This is a genomic window from Sulfuricurvum sp., assembly GCF_036279695.1.
Classification (GTDB): domain Bacteria; phylum Campylobacterota; class Campylobacteria; order Campylobacterales; family Sulfurimonadaceae; genus Sulfuricurvum.
This window is the reverse complement of sequence record NZ_DASUIQ010000052.1, coordinates 48487-65786: the sequence shown is the minus strand read 5'-3', so window position 1 is coordinate 65786 and position 17300 is coordinate 48487. Positions and strand designations below refer to the sequence as shown.

The 17300-nt window shown below is 44.0% G+C and carries 18 protein-coding genes; 9 read left to right on the top strand and 9 right to left on the bottom strand.

The genetic code is table 11. The features are described 5' to 3' along the window. The 7 genes from VFW36_RS05440 to VFW36_RS05410 all read right to left on the bottom strand — a co-directional run. Nucleotides 1–424: peptidylprolyl isomerase (locus VFW36_RS05440; RefSeq protein WP_329657799.1), on the bottom strand; the 424-nt coding region annotated here is incomplete at its 3' end. Beyond that, a complete protein-coding gene (locus tag VFW36_RS05435) occupies nucleotides 424–1911 on the bottom strand; it encodes a hypothetical protein (RefSeq protein ID WP_329657798.1) in 1488 nt (495 codons plus the stop codon). The genes VFW36_RS05440 and VFW36_RS05435, both read right to left, overlap by 1 nt. Before the next feature lie 154 nt (nucleotides 1912–2065). Beyond that, the gene (locus VFW36_RS05430) at nucleotides 2066–2350 is read right to left on the bottom strand and encodes an HU family DNA-binding protein (protein WP_329657797.1); all 285 of its coding nucleotides are present in this window, start codon (nucleotides 2348–2350) and stop codon (nucleotides 2066–2068) included. 104 nt (nucleotides 2351–2454) lie between these two features. After that, nucleotides 2455–2700, bottom strand: a complete 246-nt coding sequence (locus tag VFW36_RS05425) for a hypothetical protein (protein ID WP_329657796.1) — start codon at nucleotides 2698–2700, stop codon at nucleotides 2455–2457. Beyond that, nucleotides 2697–2942, bottom strand: a complete 246-nt coding sequence (locus VFW36_RS05420) for a helix-turn-helix transcriptional regulator (protein ID WP_329657795.1) — start codon at nucleotides 2940–2942, stop codon at nucleotides 2697–2699. The genes VFW36_RS05425 and VFW36_RS05420 overlap by 4 nt, the downstream gene beginning before the upstream one ends. A 318-nt stretch (nucleotides 2943–3260) precedes the next feature. After that, on the bottom strand, nucleotides 3261–3917 hold the full coding sequence (locus VFW36_RS05415) for a hypothetical protein (RefSeq protein WP_329657794.1): 657 nt from the start codon (nucleotides 3915–3917) through the stop codon (nucleotides 3261–3263). Between the two features lie 56 nt (nucleotides 3918–3973). Next, nucleotides 3974–4627, bottom strand: a complete 654-nt coding sequence (locus VFW36_RS05410) for a hypothetical protein (protein WP_329657793.1) — start codon at nucleotides 4625–4627, stop codon at nucleotides 3974–3976. A gap of 142 nt (nucleotides 4628–4769) precedes the next feature. Here VFW36_RS05410 and pyk point away from each other — a divergent pair, with 142 nt between their 5' ends. Then, nucleotides 4770–6266, top strand: coding sequence for a pyruvate kinase (gene pyk, locus VFW36_RS05405; protein WP_329657792.1), 1497 nt, complete (start codon nucleotides 4770–4772; stop codon nucleotides 6264–6266). Between the two features lie 108 nt (nucleotides 6267–6374). After that, a complete protein-coding gene (gene cmoA, locus VFW36_RS05400) occupies nucleotides 6375–7091 on the top strand; it encodes a carboxy-S-adenosyl-L-methionine synthase CmoA (protein WP_329657791.1) in 717 nt (238 codons plus the stop codon). Nucleotides 7092–7094: 3 nt separating this feature from the next. Here cmoA and VFW36_RS05395 read toward each other — a convergent pair whose 3' ends face one another. Both VFW36_RS05395 and nth read right to left on the bottom strand, forming a co-directional pair. Then, nucleotides 7095–7310 (bottom strand): hypothetical protein, encoded by a 216-nt coding sequence (locus VFW36_RS05395; RefSeq protein WP_329657790.1) that lies wholly within the window; start codon nucleotides 7308–7310, stop codon nucleotides 7095–7097. Between the two features lie 14 nt (nucleotides 7311–7324). Continuing rightward, nucleotides 7325–7972: an endonuclease III gene (gene nth / locus VFW36_RS05390; RefSeq protein WP_329657789.1), complete on the bottom strand. Its 648-nt coding sequence runs from the start codon at nucleotides 7970–7972 to the stop codon at nucleotides 7325–7327. A gap of 108 nt (nucleotides 7973–8080) precedes the next feature. Between nth and VFW36_RS05385 the strand changes: the two genes are divergently transcribed. From VFW36_RS05385 to VFW36_RS05355, 7 genes are all read left to right on the top strand, one after another. Beyond that, the gene (locus tag VFW36_RS05385) at nucleotides 8081–10027 is read left to right on the top strand and encodes a response regulator (RefSeq protein WP_329657788.1); all 1947 of its coding nucleotides are present in this window, start codon (nucleotides 8081–8083) and stop codon (nucleotides 10025–10027) included. A gap of 11 nt (nucleotides 10028–10038) precedes the next feature. Then, a complete protein-coding gene (locus VFW36_RS05380; RefSeq protein WP_329657787.1) occupies nucleotides 10039–11955 on the top strand; it encodes a response regulator in 1917 nt (638 codons plus the stop codon). Nucleotides 11956–12047: 92 nt separating this feature from the next. Then, the gene (locus VFW36_RS05375; RefSeq protein WP_329657786.1) at nucleotides 12048–12890 is read left to right on the top strand and encodes a peptidyl-prolyl cis-trans isomerase; all 843 of its coding nucleotides are present in this window, start codon (nucleotides 12048–12050) and stop codon (nucleotides 12888–12890) included. Nucleotides 12891–13108: 218 nt separating this feature from the next. Then, nucleotides 13109–13543 (top strand): MarR family transcriptional regulator, encoded by a 435-nt coding sequence (locus VFW36_RS05370; protein WP_329657785.1) that lies wholly within the window; start codon nucleotides 13109–13111, stop codon nucleotides 13541–13543. Beyond that, a complete protein-coding gene (locus tag VFW36_RS05365) occupies nucleotides 13543–14973 on the top strand; it encodes an efflux transporter outer membrane subunit (protein ID WP_329657784.1) in 1431 nt (476 codons plus the stop codon). The genes VFW36_RS05370 and VFW36_RS05365 overlap by 1 nt, the downstream gene beginning before the upstream one ends. Next, nucleotides 14960–17101, top strand: a complete 2142-nt coding sequence (locus VFW36_RS05360) for an FUSC family protein (protein WP_329657783.1) — start codon at nucleotides 14960–14962, stop codon at nucleotides 17099–17101. Before VFW36_RS05365 ends, VFW36_RS05360 begins: the two co-directional genes overlap by 14 nt. Continuing rightward, a complete protein-coding gene (locus tag VFW36_RS05355) occupies nucleotides 17092–17292 on the top strand; it encodes a DUF1656 domain-containing protein (RefSeq protein ID WP_329657782.1) in 201 nt (66 codons plus the stop codon). The genes VFW36_RS05360 and VFW36_RS05355 overlap by 10 nt, the downstream gene beginning before the upstream one ends. The last annotated feature ends 8 nt before the right edge of the window (nucleotides 17293–17300 follow it).

The window sequence follows — 17300 nt, the reverse complement described above, 5'->3', positions numbered from 1 at the left end:
TGATGACGCGACCGAATATCGTGTGATACCCGTTGAGCCACGGGGTAGGTGCCGTAGTAATAAAAAATTGGCTTCCGTTGGTACGAGGCCCTGCATTTGCCATTGCCAAAACACCGGATTTATCAAATACGACCCCCGATTTGAATTCATCTTTGAACGGTTTTTTCCAGATCGATTCGCCGCCCATACCGGTTCCGGTCGGATCGCCCCCTTGCACCATAAAGTTTTTGATGATACGGTGGAAGGTCAGATTGTTGTAATAGCCGTTCTTGACAAGACCGGTAAAGTTTTCAACCGCAAGCGGAGCGACATCATCATACAGTTCCAAGGTAATATCCCCTTGGGTTGTTTGAAGCAAAACTTTCGGGTGAGAAGCGGCAAATGAGAAGGTCGCCGCCAACAATAAGGTAAGTAGTAAACGCATTAAGACTCCTGTGCAGATGATATAGATATGAGGTCATCTTCTACCTCTTCGGGTTTTGAAACAGAGATTATAGTCGCACTTTCTGACGCTCGGCTTAGTGCATAGGTGTAGTTGTCTATTTCATCGGATACGATAAAGTAGACATGGGCTACATGCAGACCATAGGTGTATTCCGGTGTGGTTAGAATGAGATTATCAAGGTTTTGATATTGTAAGCTAAACTCTTTGCTCAGTATGCGGCTCTTGATGTCAAAATACTCATCGATCCCCTCTTTGTAGAGCATCAGCTGTTTGTCGCTTTCTAAAATGACCATCACACGTTCAGGAGAGGATGAGAGTAACTGCCCTCTCAATTCTAAAAGCAAGGTCATAAGAACATTTGTCGTATTGGCGGGGAGCTTTCGGTAGTGTATATTTTTTTGATAATGATTGTAGAAGATGATGGATGAATTGCTGATCGGGGTATAGTTGTTGTGCATAGAGAGGAGAATCCAACGTTTTTCTCTATGTTCCAGCAAGGCGTCGATAAACCCCTTTTCGAGCAGATGGGAATCATCGCATAAAATAGAGGAGGCGGATTGAAATATATCCATCTGCGTTAGGGTCTCTGTATCGCGAGGGGTGTAAAAATGCAAACAGTTGAAATCGATACTCAGTGCGCCGTATTCCAGTAAAGAGATAAGCTCATGGCGTAGGATTTCTCCCCCTATGAGGGTGGGGGTAATGATGAGTACATTCTCTTTTGGATTGCTCAGAAGCGTTAAGAGGGCTTTGCGGATGATTGCACTGCTTTTTCCGCTGTTATGTTCACCGAAAAGAGTGGTAACGGTATCGGTAAAATCGGTTTCAAGAAAGGTGAGCTGCTCTTCGGAAAGAAATTGTCCGTACGGATTCTCTTCTGATGGGAGGATCAAGGTATGTGACTGAAGCGAACCCATGATCTTGAGGGTAGAGTAGGGCTCATCCCGTTTTTGGGCCAGTGAATCGAGTTTATACCGAATGGACTCTTTGGATGAATCGTTAAAAATAAGCCTCTCTTTCGGGAGGAGGGCATGAAATGAAGGGTCCAAACGATCAAACTCATCTTCGTTTAAACGGTTCATCCAAAAAAAGCGTTCACATACCGTGGAGTCAAAAGAGAGGATGTCTTCGAGTTTTTGATGAATAGCCGATGCGGTTTCCTCTAAATGGGTGGAAGCTCTCTTTTTGCTTTTTTGGGAGGAGCGTTCAATACTCATATCTTGAAGCGCAGTAAAATCCCAAGAGATCGCTTCTGCGAAATAGAGTCCTCGATAGGGTAAAAAGAGTAATAAATCGATTTTCAATCGTTTGTCTTGGTAAAAAAGATTAAAATTTTCGAAAAAAAGACCATCTTCCTCTTGGGCAATGCTGTGAATAGTATCGATGGGTAAGCGATTGGTACTCTCAGGTTGTATTTCTTCAAGTGGGATATTTTTTTGAAAAAAGCGGGTTAAAAAAGAAAACACCTATATTCTCTCCTGCGAGCTTGAGTCCGTCTGCTAAAGACAATTAGACTTTTGAATAATTATAACCGAATTTGTTTGCAATAAAGGAAACGGGAGATATTAATGGGGAGGAAATAAGCCGAGGGATTAAACCCTCGAACATATTAAGGGGTAATTATTTACCGGCTTCTACGCTGTCTTTAAGACTTTTGCCCGGTTTGAATTTTGGAACCATTTTGTCAGCAGTACTGTAAGTTTTGTTAGTACCAGGAACTTTTCCGCTTTTCCCTTTTTGAAGAGTAGATGAAAAACTTCCGAATCCAACCAAAGAAACTTCTTCTTTTTTAACAAGAGCTGCAGTTACCGCTTCAGTGAAAGCTTTGATAGCTGTTTCAGCTTCAACTTTAGTTTTGTAACTACCACTTTTTTGAACCAATTCTACGAATTGCGCTTTATTCATTTATTGCCCTTAATCTTAGATATGCGAATAACACTCAAAACCTCCGCAAACGCGAGTAAGCGGGGAAAAATGTTTTAGCCGCGAATACTTTAATATCTCTTACCTTAAATTTTTCTTCTTTTTTGCATTTTATTGAATAGTTTTGTTATTTTGTGGTTTTTAAGAGTGTTTTTTAGCCAATTTTTTGAGTGACGAGAGAAAGTTAGAGGGGATGTCCATTTTTTAGTATTAAAATCGATAGTGAAATTTTTACTCCACAGGGACCATTTTTCCACCATGTTACGTGATGAAGATATAGATAAAAACACCTCTTCCAATCCGATACGTTCTTGTTCACTCAAACTGCTCATGATTTTTGTCCTAACTTATTAATTTTTCGCACGACACGAATGATCTCATCGTCTTCAAGCATCCCCAGCATCTCCAAGACCGCTTTGGCGGCTTGGGGTTTGGCATTTCCCAATCGCCAGTCTTGATACGTCCGCATAGAGATTCCCAGCTCCTGAGCCATCTCTTTTTGGGAAATCTTCTTCCCGTTGCGTTCTGCCTCGACGGCATTGTGAAGAAGATTAAAAAGATCACTCATTTCCATCGCTCCATTGTAATATCCTTTTCTTAAAATAAACATTAAAACGTATAAAATATAGTTAAAATTACATATAAATATCACATATATGTATCAAAACAACATATATTCATACAAAGCATTAACTATTCCAACTATTAAAATGCATTAAACGTATTAAACATACGGAAAACCGTATTGAATTTGGCGTAAAAAATCTACGATGATGAATGTTGAACGGAGGTAGACGTTAAAAAGCGATGCTGATCGTAAGGTGGAGAAATTTAAGATTGATAAAGGTGAGGATTATGTATGCAATAGAGGCAGGGGTGAGGAAAATACCCCTTAGGAGAGGAAATCGGTGTAGTCGTATTTGGAGAGATCGACGTAAAATTCTCCCTCTTTTTGGATGACACGGATGTCGCTCCCATACGCAAGCTCAAAACGGCGTTTTACCGCTTTTCGTTCCGTTGAACTCATACCGATAAATTTGAGATAGCGTTTCAGTTCAATGACACCGTTCGAAATCGAGGGTGCGATAGGGGTGGCGGTTATATCGACGTCATGCACTTTATTCTCTTGCGAGAGGAGCAGTTTGGTATTGATAACGTCCAATAGGTTTTTGAGCTGTTCATCTTTTGCCGTGTAAATCTCTTCGATCCGTTCGCGTTCTGCGATCAACATCTGCTCTTTATCGTTTACCAATCGGTCGATTTTTGCTTCGAGTTCTTTTATCTTGATCTTTAGCTGTTGGTTCTCTTTTTGATAGAGAGCGATAATCATTCCGACGGTCGTTTTCTGCGGGGCAGGAGGCGGTGAGAGCGGTTTGGCACTCTGGGAGAGTTCGCGACGTTTCTCTTCATCCAAAGAACTTCGGGGGACGATAATATAGGTGATTCCCCCTTCGATGATATAGTTAAGCCGTTTGGTTCGGAGCTTGTTTTGAATCATCTCTTTGGACATTTTAAAGGTTTTGGCATATTCATCGACGCTAAAACGCATGTATCCTCCTTACAGATTGTAGTGGTGTTATGGTATCCAAAAAATCTCTCCTTGGGTTACGATTTTTTAGGCGGGGTGAGCCAAGTAGGACGAGGAGGAGGGATGATCCCCCCTTTTCGTACCCAGATAAGATACCCTTGATGGGTGATATTGTGTTTGTCTTGAAACGTATGTACCGAGCTATGGCGAAATTCACATTGTTCTAAAAGGCGGCGATAATCCTGATGTGCTTCTAAAAACTCTTCTAACGAGGTATACGCTTTATCGGAGATGATAACGGTATTGGAGACAAGGTTTTTGATGTCCACGTACCTCGCACACTCATTTAAGCCGTCCCCCACATAGTTGTCTTGCCCCAGTATATCTTCGAAACGGTGTATTTTTCCGGTATGTACGGCAACACGAATCCCTTTGAAATAGGGGTAATCTTTTGCGATAAAATCGGAAAAATGGATAAAGGAGAGTCCTAATATAGGTCCGAATCCTCGCAAGGAGGGGTGCAGGATACAGTAAAAACCGTCCCCCGTCGGGATCATCCCCTGTATCATCTTATCCATCGAGATACCCGAAGATTTGAGCATTTTTTGGATCATCTTTTTATAGGTGAGGGAGAGGTAAGAGATTATTTCGAGTTGTTTGTCCATACTCAGACGGGAGAAGTCGATAATATCAATGAGGACAATATCGGTATGGATGGCTCTTTTGCTCATGCGTTAGGGTACCTATTAAACTTTAATAGGTTAATTGTAGTCTAAAATCACTGAGATTGGTTGAAACTTCATCGTTACACGTTACTCAATGATATTAAAGTGTGTTACTATTTCCGAATATTACTACGATAAGGTGACGCTTATGCAAAAACGAACTAAAATTTTAGCAACGGTCGGTCCCGCTTCGGATAACGTGGAGACCCTTGCGGAGCTTATCAAAGCAGGGGTTAATGTTTTTCGCCTCAATTTCTCCCATGGAACACATGAATACCATTCTCAAGTATTGGAAAACATACGTACCGCTATGCGGCAAACGGGGTTGATCGTCGGGGTGATGCAAGACATCAGCGGACCTAAAATTCGTGTAGAAAAGTTAAAAGAGGAGTTTCAGCTCGAATCGGGAGATCTTCTTGATTTTCAGTATGAGAGTTGCCTCGGTGAGAAAATCGCCGATAAGCGCTACCGTCTGTCGATCAATCAAAGTGCGATTCTCAAAATGCTGAATATCGGAGATTTTATCTATCTGTATGACGGTCTTATCCGTGCGCGTATCGTCGAAATCAATAATCAATACGTACAGGCGAAGATTGAGAATAAAGGGAAGCTTTCGTCTAATAAAGGGATCAATTTTCCCAATACCCGCTTAGGGATCGATATTTTGACCGAAAAAGACAAAGTGGATATGGGATGGGGAATCGCAAACGGGATCGATTTTATGGCGATCTCGTTTGTCCAAAACGCACAAGATATGATCAATGCCCGTGAAGTTGTCCATGCCTACGGCGGAGAGGTTCAACTGATCGCAAAAATTGAAAAATTTGATGCGATTGAAAATATTGATGAGATTTTGCGCCATTCGGACGGGTTGATGGTAGCACGGGGAGATTTAGGGATAGAAGTCCCCTACTACCGCGTTCCTACGATTCAAAAAATGTTAATCGAAAAAGCGAATGCTCACTCAAAACCGGTTATTACGGCGACCCAGATGCTTTTGTCGATGACCGAAAAAGAGTCCGCGACACGGGCTGAGATCAGTGACGTTGCCAATGCGGTACTCGATGGTACTGATGCGGTCATGCTCTCAGAGGAGAGTGCGGTGGGACATAATCCGGTATTGGTCGTGGAGACGATGGTGAACACGATTCGCTCTATTGAAGAGATTTATCCGTATGAAAAATTTAACTTCGGGTATGACGATGTGATGGATCGGGTCAATGAATCGGCGGTACGGCTGGGGGATTCCCTCAACGCCGAGGGGATCATTGCGATGAGCGCATCGGGTGCATCGGCTAAAAAACTCTCCCGCTACCGTCCGAAAATGACGATCTATGCGGCGACGCATGAAGAGAGGGTCGCTAGGCTGCTGACGATCGTGTGGGGCGTTGTTCCGGCGTATCTGATCAAAAAAGGGCGTATCGAGGATATGCTCGGCGACATTATCCAAAGCGGCTTGAAACGGAATATTATCGATAAGAAAAATACCTATATCTTTACGGCGGGCTATCCGATCGGCACTCCGGGGACGACGAATATCATCCGTATCTTGCGTGAAAATGAAATCACCTTTTTCGGAGAGACAAAATCTCAGCCGACCAAAGGGAAAAAAAATGGGGACAACGGAGTTTCGACACTCTTTTGAGTGTAATGGACTGAAAATTGCTTTTTAACCTTTTGAGGGGCACAAACATTTGTTTCGTCACTTAGTGTGCTCCTCGAAACCGCTTACCTTTACGCTACAATATCCTTTATGAAAACCGATACCCTATTTACCAAACCCATCTCGAAACAGTTCGAATTTGATGCCGATGTCGCTGCCGTCTTTGATGACATGCTCATTCGCTCGGTCCCTTTTTACAAAGAGTCGCAATCACTGACAAAACGATTTGCCCTAAACGCTCTCGAAGAGGGGGGGATCGTATACGATTTAGGGTGCTCGACCGCTTCACTGCTTTTGGAGATCGAGCGCGCCCTAGGACACGATAAAGAGGTACGGCTGGTGGGTATCGATAACTCTTCCGCCATGATCTCCCATGCCCGTAAAAAAATCGAAGCCTACGGTTCGCAGATTGAACTCAATGAGGGGGATATTCTCACCTTTCCTTATGAACGCGCACAGGTGATTATCAGTAACTATACGTTGCAGTTTATCCGACCGATGGTACGCGATACGTTGATTCGGACGATCAGTGACGCTTTGAATGAGGGGGGCGTTTTCATTTTCAGCGAAAAAGTGGTGAGCGAAGATCCGAAGCTGAATAAAGAGCTGATCGATTGCTACTATGAGTTTAAAAAAGTACAGGGGTACAGCGAATACGAAATCGTTCAAAAACGCGAAGCGCTTGAAAATGTCCTCATCCCTTATACGATGAACGAAAACATCCAAATGGCAAAAAACAGCGGATTTAAAACGTGCGAAGTCCTTTTTAGATGGGCTAATTTCGCGACATTTATCGCGATCAAATAGCCTCTATCGAACGCTTCCCTTAGAGGGGTCTTGAGTAGACTCCAGCGCATTGGTAATGTCAGAGTATTCAATCATGTTTTTATCGCACTGTTTGTGATAATACCCTTGGGCATCATAGTACTCTTCACAGTCGTTGTAATAACGAAGACTGATTCCGCGATCATTGAAACATCCTGCAAATAAAATCGGCAGTAAAAATAATAGGGTCTGTTTTTTCATGCGGTTATTGTATCTTATCTGGGTTTAAACCCGTCCTTACTTTTGCAAAACTCTTTGACAAAGCATTCGGTATCGCATTTGGGATTTTTGGCGGTGCAGATATAGCGTCCGAAGAGGACAAGCCCCTGATGGAGCTGGTGGAGGTTTGTTTTGAATTTTTTAACCAACGTCTCTTCGGTAGCAATCGCGCTTGCATCATCGCTTAGCCCCAAACGGTGGCTGACCCGAAAAACATGGGTATCGACGGCCATCAGGTTTGCCCCCGTGTATTCGATTAATACGACATGCGCTGTTTTTTGTCCGACTCCGGCGAGGGTTACCAGCTCTTTTTCATCCAGCGGGATCACACCTGCGTAGACATCGACGACCCGTTTTGCCATGGCGATGAGATTAATTGCTTTATTATTGAAAAACGAGCAGCTTTGGATGAGGTTTTTTACCTCTTCAATATCGGCACTCGCGAGTGCTTCGGGGGTCGGATAGGCTTTGAACAGCGCAGGGGTGATGAGATTGACCCGCTTGTCGGTGCATTGGGCGGAGAGGGCGACGGCGATCACTAATTCATAAGCATTGGAATAATATAGCTCCGTAACCGCATTGGAATAGCGTTTAACAAAAATATCTTTGATCGCTTCAATCTCTTTTTTTGTTGCCTTTTTCATCGTAAAGATTCCATTTTTTTGTCGTATTGTAGCATTTAAAAAGAGATCAGATTATTTTGTGATACAATAAGCGATTTCTGTACAAAATCGTTATTTAAGGGGAGAATTTTGGGATTATTACGTTTTTTAAGCGATCTGTTCGGCACCAATAAACACCATTTTTCCGATGAAAATGATCAGACGGTCAATAAAGACCTTTTTTACAAAGTGTTAGACACCGATACCGACCCTTTGCTCTTTTTTACCAAAGAGAACGGCTGGATCGGAGCCAATAAAGCATTTTTTGATTTGACACCTCTCCAAAACATTGAGCAACTCCGAAATAATCACGAAAGTATCCGTGAGCTTTTTGACCATGAAGACGAAGAGGTTTTCACCGAGTTTGACAAAAGCTGGTTGGACTATATCCGAACGCATTGTCCCAACGGATATGGGCTTGGGATCGTCGATACATCGGGAAAAATGCATACGATGGTGGCTACGTCTACCCTTATACAGGAAGGGGGGAGCGATTTATACCTTCTTCGTCTCGAGGACCAAAGCAAGCTGGTGGATTTGAAAGCGGAAGTGGTAAAAGTCGAGCAGCTGAAAAGTAAATTTCTATCCAATATCGGACATGAATTCCGTACCCCGATGAACGGTATTCTAGGGTTTGTCGACCTTCTTGCCAAAACCTCTCCCAATGAGACACAGCTTGAATATATCCATTCGGTGCAGGGTTCAGCCCGTAATCTGATGTCCAACATCGAGAATCTTCTCGATTTGGCACAAATGCAAAACGGCCGTTTAAAGGTGAGTAAAAGCGAGTTTAATATCGTCGCCGAAATGGAAGAACTCGCGCGCGGATCGATCCCGATAGCTGCTGATAAAGGGGTCGGAATTTTATTTTTTATCGATCCGAAACTCCCTACTTATGTCACCGGAGATGTTCGAAAAATCAAACAAGTGATCAATAATCTCTATAACAATGCTCTGAAATTTACCCAAAGCGGCGGTCGTATAACGGTCGAGATCAAGCTGCTCAAACGCAATACGATCGGAACGTGTAATATCGGTTTTACGGTCAAAGATACCGGAAAAGGGATCAGCAAATCGGATTTAAACAATATCACGCGCCCTTTTGTCTCAGGGGATCATGCCGATAACCGATTGGGCGTGGGGCTTAGTCTTTCGCACGGGTTGATTTCCTTGATGGGGGGAGAGCTTAAAATCGCCTCTGAAGAGGGGAAGGGTTCTTCGTTTAGTTTTGCGTTGACGCTAGAAGGCTCATCCGATCACGCGATGGCGATGATCAATGCGCACAATGTCAAAGTGGTATTGATCGATGAAAAAAGGCTCGATGATGCGAACCATTTGACCAATTACCTACGCAGTTTCGGGGTGAGTGTCACTAAAACCCAAACTGTGGATGAGACAATCTTTAACGATACCGAAGTGGTCTATTTCATCGGTTCACAGGAAAAAAGCGATTGGACGATGAGCCTTGCGCAAATGAAGCGGGAGTGTAAAACGGTTTTATTGCTGGAACAGCATGAGAAACTTCAGGCAAAAATGCTCCATGCGATCGATACGGCTCTGTTTAAACCGTTGTTGCCGACATCGTTATTGGAACATCTAGGGACGATGTTTAATCTTCCTCAAACGGCCGTGGTGAGTGCTCCTCAGATTCAGCGGGGTGTAAATGCTTTGGTGGTTGAAGATAACCTTATCAACCAACGTTTGATTAAATTGCTCCTCAAAGAGTACGGAATATCGGTTATTGCCGTTTCCAACGGGGATGAAGCGGTTGAGATGTGCCGTGATAAAACATTTGATATTGTCTTTATGGATATTGATATGCCGATTAAAGACGGTATTTTGGCAACGCAGGAGATTAAAGCGGAAGAGCGATATACGAAAGTAGGGCGGATGCCGATTATCGCATTAACGGCATTGGCAATGGAAGGCGATCGTGAGTATATTCTAGGACGCGGGTTGGATGATTATCTCTCTAAACCGCTGACACGGGAAAAGCTTGAGTACGTTCTTCACAAATATCTACACGTGAATGTATAAGGACCAGCGTTATGATTTACACTAAAAGTTTTCAAGAAGAGCACGCTAAAAACATAGATATCATGACATCATGTGCCCATTTGCACTCTGATCCGATGATCTATACCGATCTCTCAGGGGCTCTCATCGGTTGTAACGAAGCGTTGATGGAATTTCTAAATGTTGATACGTTGGATGAGGTTCAAACACTGGAACATTGGTTTGATCCGCAAGGGGTCAACTTATCGTATCTCCTCTCTAAATCGGGAGATTATCGGGGAAAAATACACGCGGAGGATCTGGAATATGATGTTGCCGTAAAATCGGAAGTCCTTGTTCTGGACGATTATCCGATTGTCGGTATCGTCTTTCGAGATACGTCGATTATTGAGCGGGCGCGTGCGGCTGAACGCTATTTTGAACACTTTAAAAATAAATTTTTAACCAATATCTCGCATGAATTCCGTACTCCGATGAATGCTATTGTCGGGTTTACCGACCTATTAAAAAGTTCTCCTTTGAGCTCATGGCAGCAAGAATACGTCCAAATGACGAGCCGAAGTGCCCATTCGATGATGCGCAATATCGAGAACCTTTTGGAACTGATGCAGGTTGAGAGCGGCAGTATCCATACCAATCTCGGTTTGTTCAATCCGCTTGAAGTGTATGAAAACTTTTCCATGCAATTTTGCGATTTGGCACTTTCCAAAGAGATTCGGCTGATGTTTTTGATCGACCCGCATTTGCCAAAATCGATGATCGGCGATCAGGATAAAATTCTTGCCATTTTGCGTAATCTCATCCAAAACGGTATTAAATTTACCGATGAGGGGGGAAGTGTTCTTGTCGAAATCCTGATTGTCAAAGAAGAGGGGAATTTTGTCGAGGTTGAGTATGCGGTGAGCGATACCGGTATCGGGATCGAAAATGAGCGGGTTAAAACGCTCTTGCGTCCGTTCGCTTCCGCATGGGAAAATCAGCGCAAAGGGAAAGACGGATTAGGGATCGGGCTTAGTCTTAGCCATAAATACGTCGATATGATGGATTCCCATTTGATGTTGGCATCAGAGAACGGAAAAGGGTCACGCTTCTCGTTCCGAATAAATCATCAGGTGAATGAAGAGGGTGCATTTGATTTTGTTGAGGGGACCCGTGCGGCTATTTATACCCAAGAACATCAATTGACAACCCAAGGGGCTTTGCTCTATAAATATTTAGAACTCTTTCATGTCGAAGGAAAAGTTATTCATGATTTGGTGAATACGGCGTTGCATGAAAGTGATGTCCTATTTTTGGATGTACCTCATTTGGCTAAAGCACAGATCGATGCACTCAAATCGGCATATCCAAGTTTACAAATCGTCCCTATATTAAAACAAGATTACGGGGATAAAGCCGATGCTATTATCGATTCGGTCGCTTCCATCGTGACATTGCCGATTTTACCGAGTTCGCTCCATAAAACTTTGGCGGTTATCTGGAAAATGATGCCGAAAGAGTATATTTCACGCTCTCATGAAGTACAAAGCATCTCCAAACCCGACAATATCAAAATATTGGTTGCCGAAGACAACCTTATCAATCTTAAGCTTCTTGAGACTATTTTACTACAGGAACATTATCGCGTCGTCGCGGTTGATAACGGTCAAAAAGCGGTTGATGTCTATTTGAGGGAACATTTTGATCTGGTCTTGATGGATATTGATATGCCGGTTATGGACGGATTGATGGCAAATCGCTTGATCAAAGAGATCGATAAACGTGATTCACGCGGATATGTTCCGGTTATCGCCCTCACGGCACATGCCTTGATCGGCGATCGGGAACGAATTGTTGCGGCGGGATTGGATGCCCACTTGGCCAAACCGATCGATAAAAATTTCCTTTTACAAACCATGGATCGCTATTTGAAAATCGCGCAGCAAAAACGTCAAGGAAATATCGTTTAACATTGATTGTTTTTTGCGTACTATACTGACAAATGTATTATAATGCCGAGATCAAATCCCCCTCGAAGAGAGGGGCAAATACAAGGATAGCAATGAAGCGATATTACAGCGCTTGGATTTTAGGTTTATTGTTGAGTGCTACGAGTGCTTCTGCCGCAGTTTTAGCAACCGTTAACGGAGATGAAATTACCTCCGATGAAGTCAATAAAGTATTGCTTGAAGGTACACAAGGACGTTTCGATTCTCTCCCTTCCGATAAACAAAACGAATTGCGTCAACGTATTATTGAGGGGATGATTGCCCAAGAATTGGTATATGACGATGCAAAACGTATCGGTGTATTGGATTCAAAAGAGTATAAACAAGAGCTTGAAGCATTGGTTAGCCGACTTAAAGTGCAATTGGCATCCAAAGTATGGGAACAACAACAATTCGAAGCGATCAAAGTCGATGCGAAAGAGGTTAAAGCCTATTTTGATGCGAATCCGGATGAGTTCGTGGACAAAGAAAAAATTCGTGCACGCCATATTTTGGTAAAAAGTGAAGCGGAAGCGCAAGCGGTTATCAAAAGTATGAGAGGGCTTAGCGGCGAAAAACTCAAAAATGAGTTTATTGCTCAAGCTAAATCCAAATCTACCGGACCTAGCGCGGCAAAAGGGGGAGACCTCGGTTACTTCCCGCGCGGACAAATGGTTCCTTCATTTAACGATGCGGCGTTCGCTATGAAAGAGGGGACGATGTCATCAACTCCGGTGCAAAGCCAGTTCGGTTATCACGTTATTTATATCGAAGATAAAAAAGCGGCAAAGAAACTCAGCTTTGATGAGGTCAAAAATTTCATTGAACAACGTTTGAAAATGGATAAATTTAAAGCAACCATGGAAAAAAAGATGGCTACACTTCGTGAAAAAGCAAAAATCACCTACCCTAAATAATTCAACTAACTCTCTTTAAACTCTCCCGCATTTGCGGGAACTCTTCTCCCCTTTTTTTTAGCAAAAATTTCTAGATCTGTTTTTACCCTTTTGTTCACGTATGCCCAAAAATCTCCAAAATAATTTGACGACAATATAATTATATACATAATAGTTATTATAATAACTATTTAAGCTCCGCTGCTCTACAATCCCGAAAATTTTTACAAAGGATACTCATGAGCTTCGAATCCGATAAGTCGATCGCTTTTCTCATCGCGAAAGCGCGTAACGTGCTCAAAAACGAGTTTGAGAATGAGTTAAAACCTTACGCATTGTCGTATGCTCATCGGGTTATTCTCATCCGTTTATCCGAAAAAGAGGGGTTGACTCAAAAAGAGCTGGCACAGGATACCTATTTCGAGCAATCCAATCTGACGCTTATGCTCGATAAATTGGAGTTAAAAGGGTTGGTAAAGCGCACCGCCAAAGAAAATGATCGAAGAGCCTACATCGTGACCATTACTCCTGAGGGGGCAAAATTGCGAGAGTTGCTCGTAAAAATGGGTGAGGATGTGATGGAAAAGGCATTAAACGGATTGTCCTCGGCGCAAAAAGGAGAGCTTTCGCATATGCTTCAACTAATATACGAGAATCTTAAAAGTACAAAATAATGGACTATTTACGGATACTGCTTCTGTTCACGGCACTGATTTTTGTCTCGGGATGTGTCCCTGCAATCCAAAAAGCGACCCCGATCCAAGAATCACAACTCAAAGGTGATCTGGAAAAAAACCTTGGACTGAGCGATATAGGCGAGAGAGAGCTTGTGCGAGATTGGTGGAGTGTCTTCGGGGATGCCCAGTTGAACAAGATTGTGGATGAATCGTTGCTCAATGCACCGAGCCTACAGACGCTCGAAGCACGATATGCCCAAGCCAACACTATCATCGATGCGATTCAATCGCGCAATGTCCCTCATATTGGTGCTGATGCGAGTGTGGTTCGTGAACGCTTTAGTGAAAACCATATTTTCCCCGCACCGCTCGGTGGGAGTACGAACATCCAGTATCTACCCCAATTAACTCTCGATTACGATTTTGATTTTTGGAATGAGCGAAAATCGCGCATTTCTGCTGCATACCATACGGCTTTGGCGCAAAGGGCTTTTATCGAATCGGCTAAAATCGCTCTGAGCAGTGCGATATGCGAACTATACGTTTCATGGAACTATGATGAAGAAAAACTGGGGGTATTGGGCGAGATGGAGCAAACGATCAACCAAGAGCTTGCGATCGTCGAAAAACAGTATCGCTTGGGCTTGATCGATGCAACGGCTATTAACGATAAAAAAGGTGCACGTTTTCAGGTTCAACAGCGCCAAGAGGAGCTAAAACGCTCTGTGGAGGGGAAAAAAGAGGCATTATGTGTTTTGGGCGGGTTTCTCCCCTCGTATGCGCAAACCCTAAAACGACCGAAAATCAATGAGATGGCAACGCTTCCGATCCCGAAAGAGGTACTGCTCGATCTCTTGGCTCGCCGTCCCGATGTCACCGTAGCAAAATATACGGTTTTGAGTAAGGGGTACACGATCGAAGAGGCGAAAGCACGCTATTATCCGAATATCAGTCTCTCGGGTGCGGTCGGGTTTACCTCTTTTAGTTTTTCAAAACTCATCGAGCATTCTTCATATACCCCATCAATTGGGATCGCTTTGTCGCTTCCGTTGTTCGATGGCGGTGAGAGAGATGCCCGTTTGAAAAACAGCCTCAGCGACTATAACGCGTCGGTTTATGAATACAACGGCGCTGTTATCAAAGCGGCGAACGAGGTTGTAATGCTCCTAAAACAATCTAAATTTCTAACTCGGCAACAACAACTCCATCACCATGAGATCGAAGCCCAAACAGCAAATCGGGAGATCGAGCGAAAAAGAGTTGTGAGCGGGTTGAGCCATAAGCTCCCCTATCTCTCCGCCCAAAAAGTGGTACAAGAGGGGCACATTGGGGCACTATCCCTCACTGAAACGAAAACGCTTCTCCAGATCAATCTGATCAAAGCATTGGGGGGCGGATACCGTGAGGATACCAATGCGAGCCGTTAACCTCTCTATGAACCTAGTGTATGCCCTCCCGTGGCGACGTGCACTCAACGAATGGCTGAGTATCGATGCTCCGATTTTAATCTATATGGTCAAAGCGACGATTGCGGGATTGATCGCATTATGGATCTCGATGAAACTCAATCTTCCCGATCCGAGAACCGCGATATTTACTGTTTTTATCGTGATGCAGCCGCAAAGCGGGTTGGTGTTTTCGAAAAGCTATTATCGCGTCGTCGGAACCATCGTCGGAGTAGGGATGTCCTTGTTAATGATGGGATTTTTTGCGCAGGACCCGATCTGGTTTATCGGTTTTTTTGCCCTTTGGATCGGTCTTTGTACGGCGGCAGGATTTAAATATCGCAATTTCCAATCGTATGGATTTGTTTTGGCGGGATATACCCTCTGTATTGTAGCCCTCCCCGTGATCGAGACCCCGTTGGAGGTATTTGACATCGCAGTGTCGCGTTTTTCGGAAGTGGTGGTGGGGATCATGTGTGCTACGATTATCAGCGACATCATTTTTCCGCGCCATCTCTCCGAGTCGCTTCTCACAGCCGAGCGGGAACGTTTCGGCAATATCCTCTCCACCCTCGCTGATCCGAGGGCGGTGTTTTCGGAATTTGATGAAAGTAACCCGTCGGTATCACGTTTTTCGAGCGGTGTCGTCGGGCTTAACGCTGTGCGAATCAACAGCGCGTATGAGAGCGGAAGCGATCAAAAAGAGCGTCAGCATTTCAGCCATCTCAATCATGAGTACATGAATCTCTCTACGACATTTCATTCTCTCAAAAGTATTATTGCGGCAATCCAAGAGGATGACAAAGCGTTATTGCAGGCTTTGGAATATCTGTATGCACCGATCGCATCAGCCTTGCAAACACGTCCGAATACCGTTGTTGATCCTGAGGATTTGAATCGTGTCATTGGGGAACTTTTAGAAGCTAAATACCGAGTACAGGAACGTTATGAGATAGGGCAAGTACGCTATGGAGATGATGATACCTATACCTCCGCAGGGTATCTGATAATCCGTCTATTAAGCGAACTTCACAATCACTGTGTAACGTATCTTTCCCTGATGAAACATCGTCTATCCGGTTCCGCAAGCAAAGAGTTGAGCCGATTTGTCCGCTTTTCCACCCATACCGATAATGTTTTGGTTGCTTTGGCGGCATTGCGCGGGAGCGGGGTATTACTCCTCAGTATGATGTTTTGGATATGGACGGCATGGCCTTATGCGACCCTTACGGTCACGATGGCGGTGGTTATCGGATTATTGCTCGGGACACTTCCCAGTCCCATCGATGGAGTCAAAGATTTTTTTAAAGGCTCTGTATTAGCCCTCGGTTTTGCCGCATTGTACGATTTTTTTATCATTCCGGCATACACGTCGGATCTTCTCACTTTGGGGATTCTTATTGCTCCGGTCTTAGCCTTTGTCGGATGGATGACGACACGAGCGAAACTCGCGATTTTTTCATTCGGATTTGTCTTTATGTTTATGAGCCAATGTGCGCTTGATCCTATGTACAAAATAGACCCAACCAAATTTTTAGAGAGCTCTTTGGCGGCATTGATCGGTGTGGTCTTTGGCGGGATGGCCTATTTGCTCGTCAACTTTTGGTCTTGTTCTCTCACCCAAAAGCGGGTTGCAAAAATACTGCGTCGTCAGATCGTGCGGGTGTGTGAGGGGGAGTTAACGATTGAGAGAAGTGCATTGGAAAGTACCGGACGCGATTTGGTCCAGCAGTTTTCGACACAGGGGCGGCTCAATATGCGCTCCAGTCGTTTGGTTTTCGAATGGCTTCTGGCGACGCTCGAAATCGGGCGCTCCGTTTTAGCCATTCGGCGAAGTCTCAATCGGATACCGCCGCAGTTTCATTCTCACTCTCCGGTTAAGGCATTGGAATCCATAAAGGATTTTTTTGAAGAGCCTTCCGATGTGGGGCGTGTAGATTTGCTAAATACCTTAAATGAGACGATTCATGCTCTGCGCAGCGGAGCGTATCCGAGTGAGCGAGGGGCGCTTAAACGCTATGAGATGCTGATTGTTGAATGTGCACTGATACGGACGATCGTGTTTAATTCGACTACATTCCCTCTGATCAAGGAGGATTCATGCCGTTAGATATAACGCTCTTCGGTATCCAGATGCCGACCCTTTTACCGATTTTCGCATTCAGTGCCGTAGTGCAGATTTTGGTTGATCGGATCATGTCGGATACCGGTTTTTATACGTATGTATGGCATCCGGGGTTGTTTCGAACGGCGGTATTCGTTTGTTTGTTTACGACACCGTGTTTACTGATTTATCGCTAAGGAACCAT

Coding starts and splice junctions, on each gene's coding strand:
- VFW36_RS05430 (WP_329657797.1), bottom strand. CDS start 2,350: ATGAATAAAGCGCAATTCGTAGAATTGGTTCAAAAAAGTGGTAGTTAC.
- VFW36_RS05425 (WP_329657796.1), bottom strand. CDS start 2,700: ATGAGCAGTTTGAGTGAACAAGAACGTATCGGATTGGAAGAGGTGTTT.
- VFW36_RS05420 (WP_329657795.1), bottom strand. CDS start 2,942: ATGGAAATGAGTGATCTTTTTAATCTTCTTCACAATGCCGTCGAGGCA.
- VFW36_RS05415 (WP_329657794.1), bottom strand. CDS start 3,917: ATGCGTTTTAGCGTCGATGAATATGCCAAAACCTTTAAAATGTCCAAA.
- VFW36_RS05410 (WP_329657793.1), bottom strand. CDS start 4,627: ATGAGCAAAAGAGCCATCCATACCGATATTGTCCTCATTGATATTATC.
- pyk (WP_329657792.1), top strand. CDS start 4,770: ATGCAAAAACGAACTAAAATTTTAGCAACGGTCGGTCCCGCTTCGGAT.
- cmoA (WP_329657791.1), top strand. CDS start 6,375: ATGAAAACCGATACCCTATTTACCAAACCCATCTCGAAACAGTTCGAA.
- VFW36_RS05395 (WP_329657790.1), bottom strand. CDS start 7,310: ATGAAAAAACAGACCCTATTATTTTTACTGCCGATTTTATTTGCAGGA.
- nth (WP_329657789.1), bottom strand. CDS start 7,972: ATGAAAAAGGCAACAAAAAAAGAGATTGAAGCGATCAAAGATATTTTT.
- VFW36_RS05380 (WP_329657787.1), top strand. CDS start 10,039: ATGATTTACACTAAAAGTTTTCAAGAAGAGCACGCTAAAAACATAGAT.
- VFW36_RS05375 (WP_329657786.1), top strand. CDS start 12,048: ATGAAGCGATATTACAGCGCTTGGATTTTAGGTTTATTGTTGAGTGCT.
- VFW36_RS05370 (WP_329657785.1), top strand. CDS start 13,109: ATGAGCTTCGAATCCGATAAGTCGATCGCTTTTCTCATCGCGAAAGCG.
- VFW36_RS05365 (WP_329657784.1), top strand. CDS start 13,543: ATGGACTATTTACGGATACTGCTTCTGTTCACGGCACTGATTTTTGTC.
- VFW36_RS05360 (WP_329657783.1), top strand. CDS start 14,960: ATGCGAGCCGTTAACCTCTCTATGAACCTAGTGTATGCCCTCCCGTGG.
- VFW36_RS05355 (WP_329657782.1), top strand. CDS start 17,092: ATGCCGTTAGATATAACGCTCTTCGGTATCCAGATGCCGACCCTTTTA.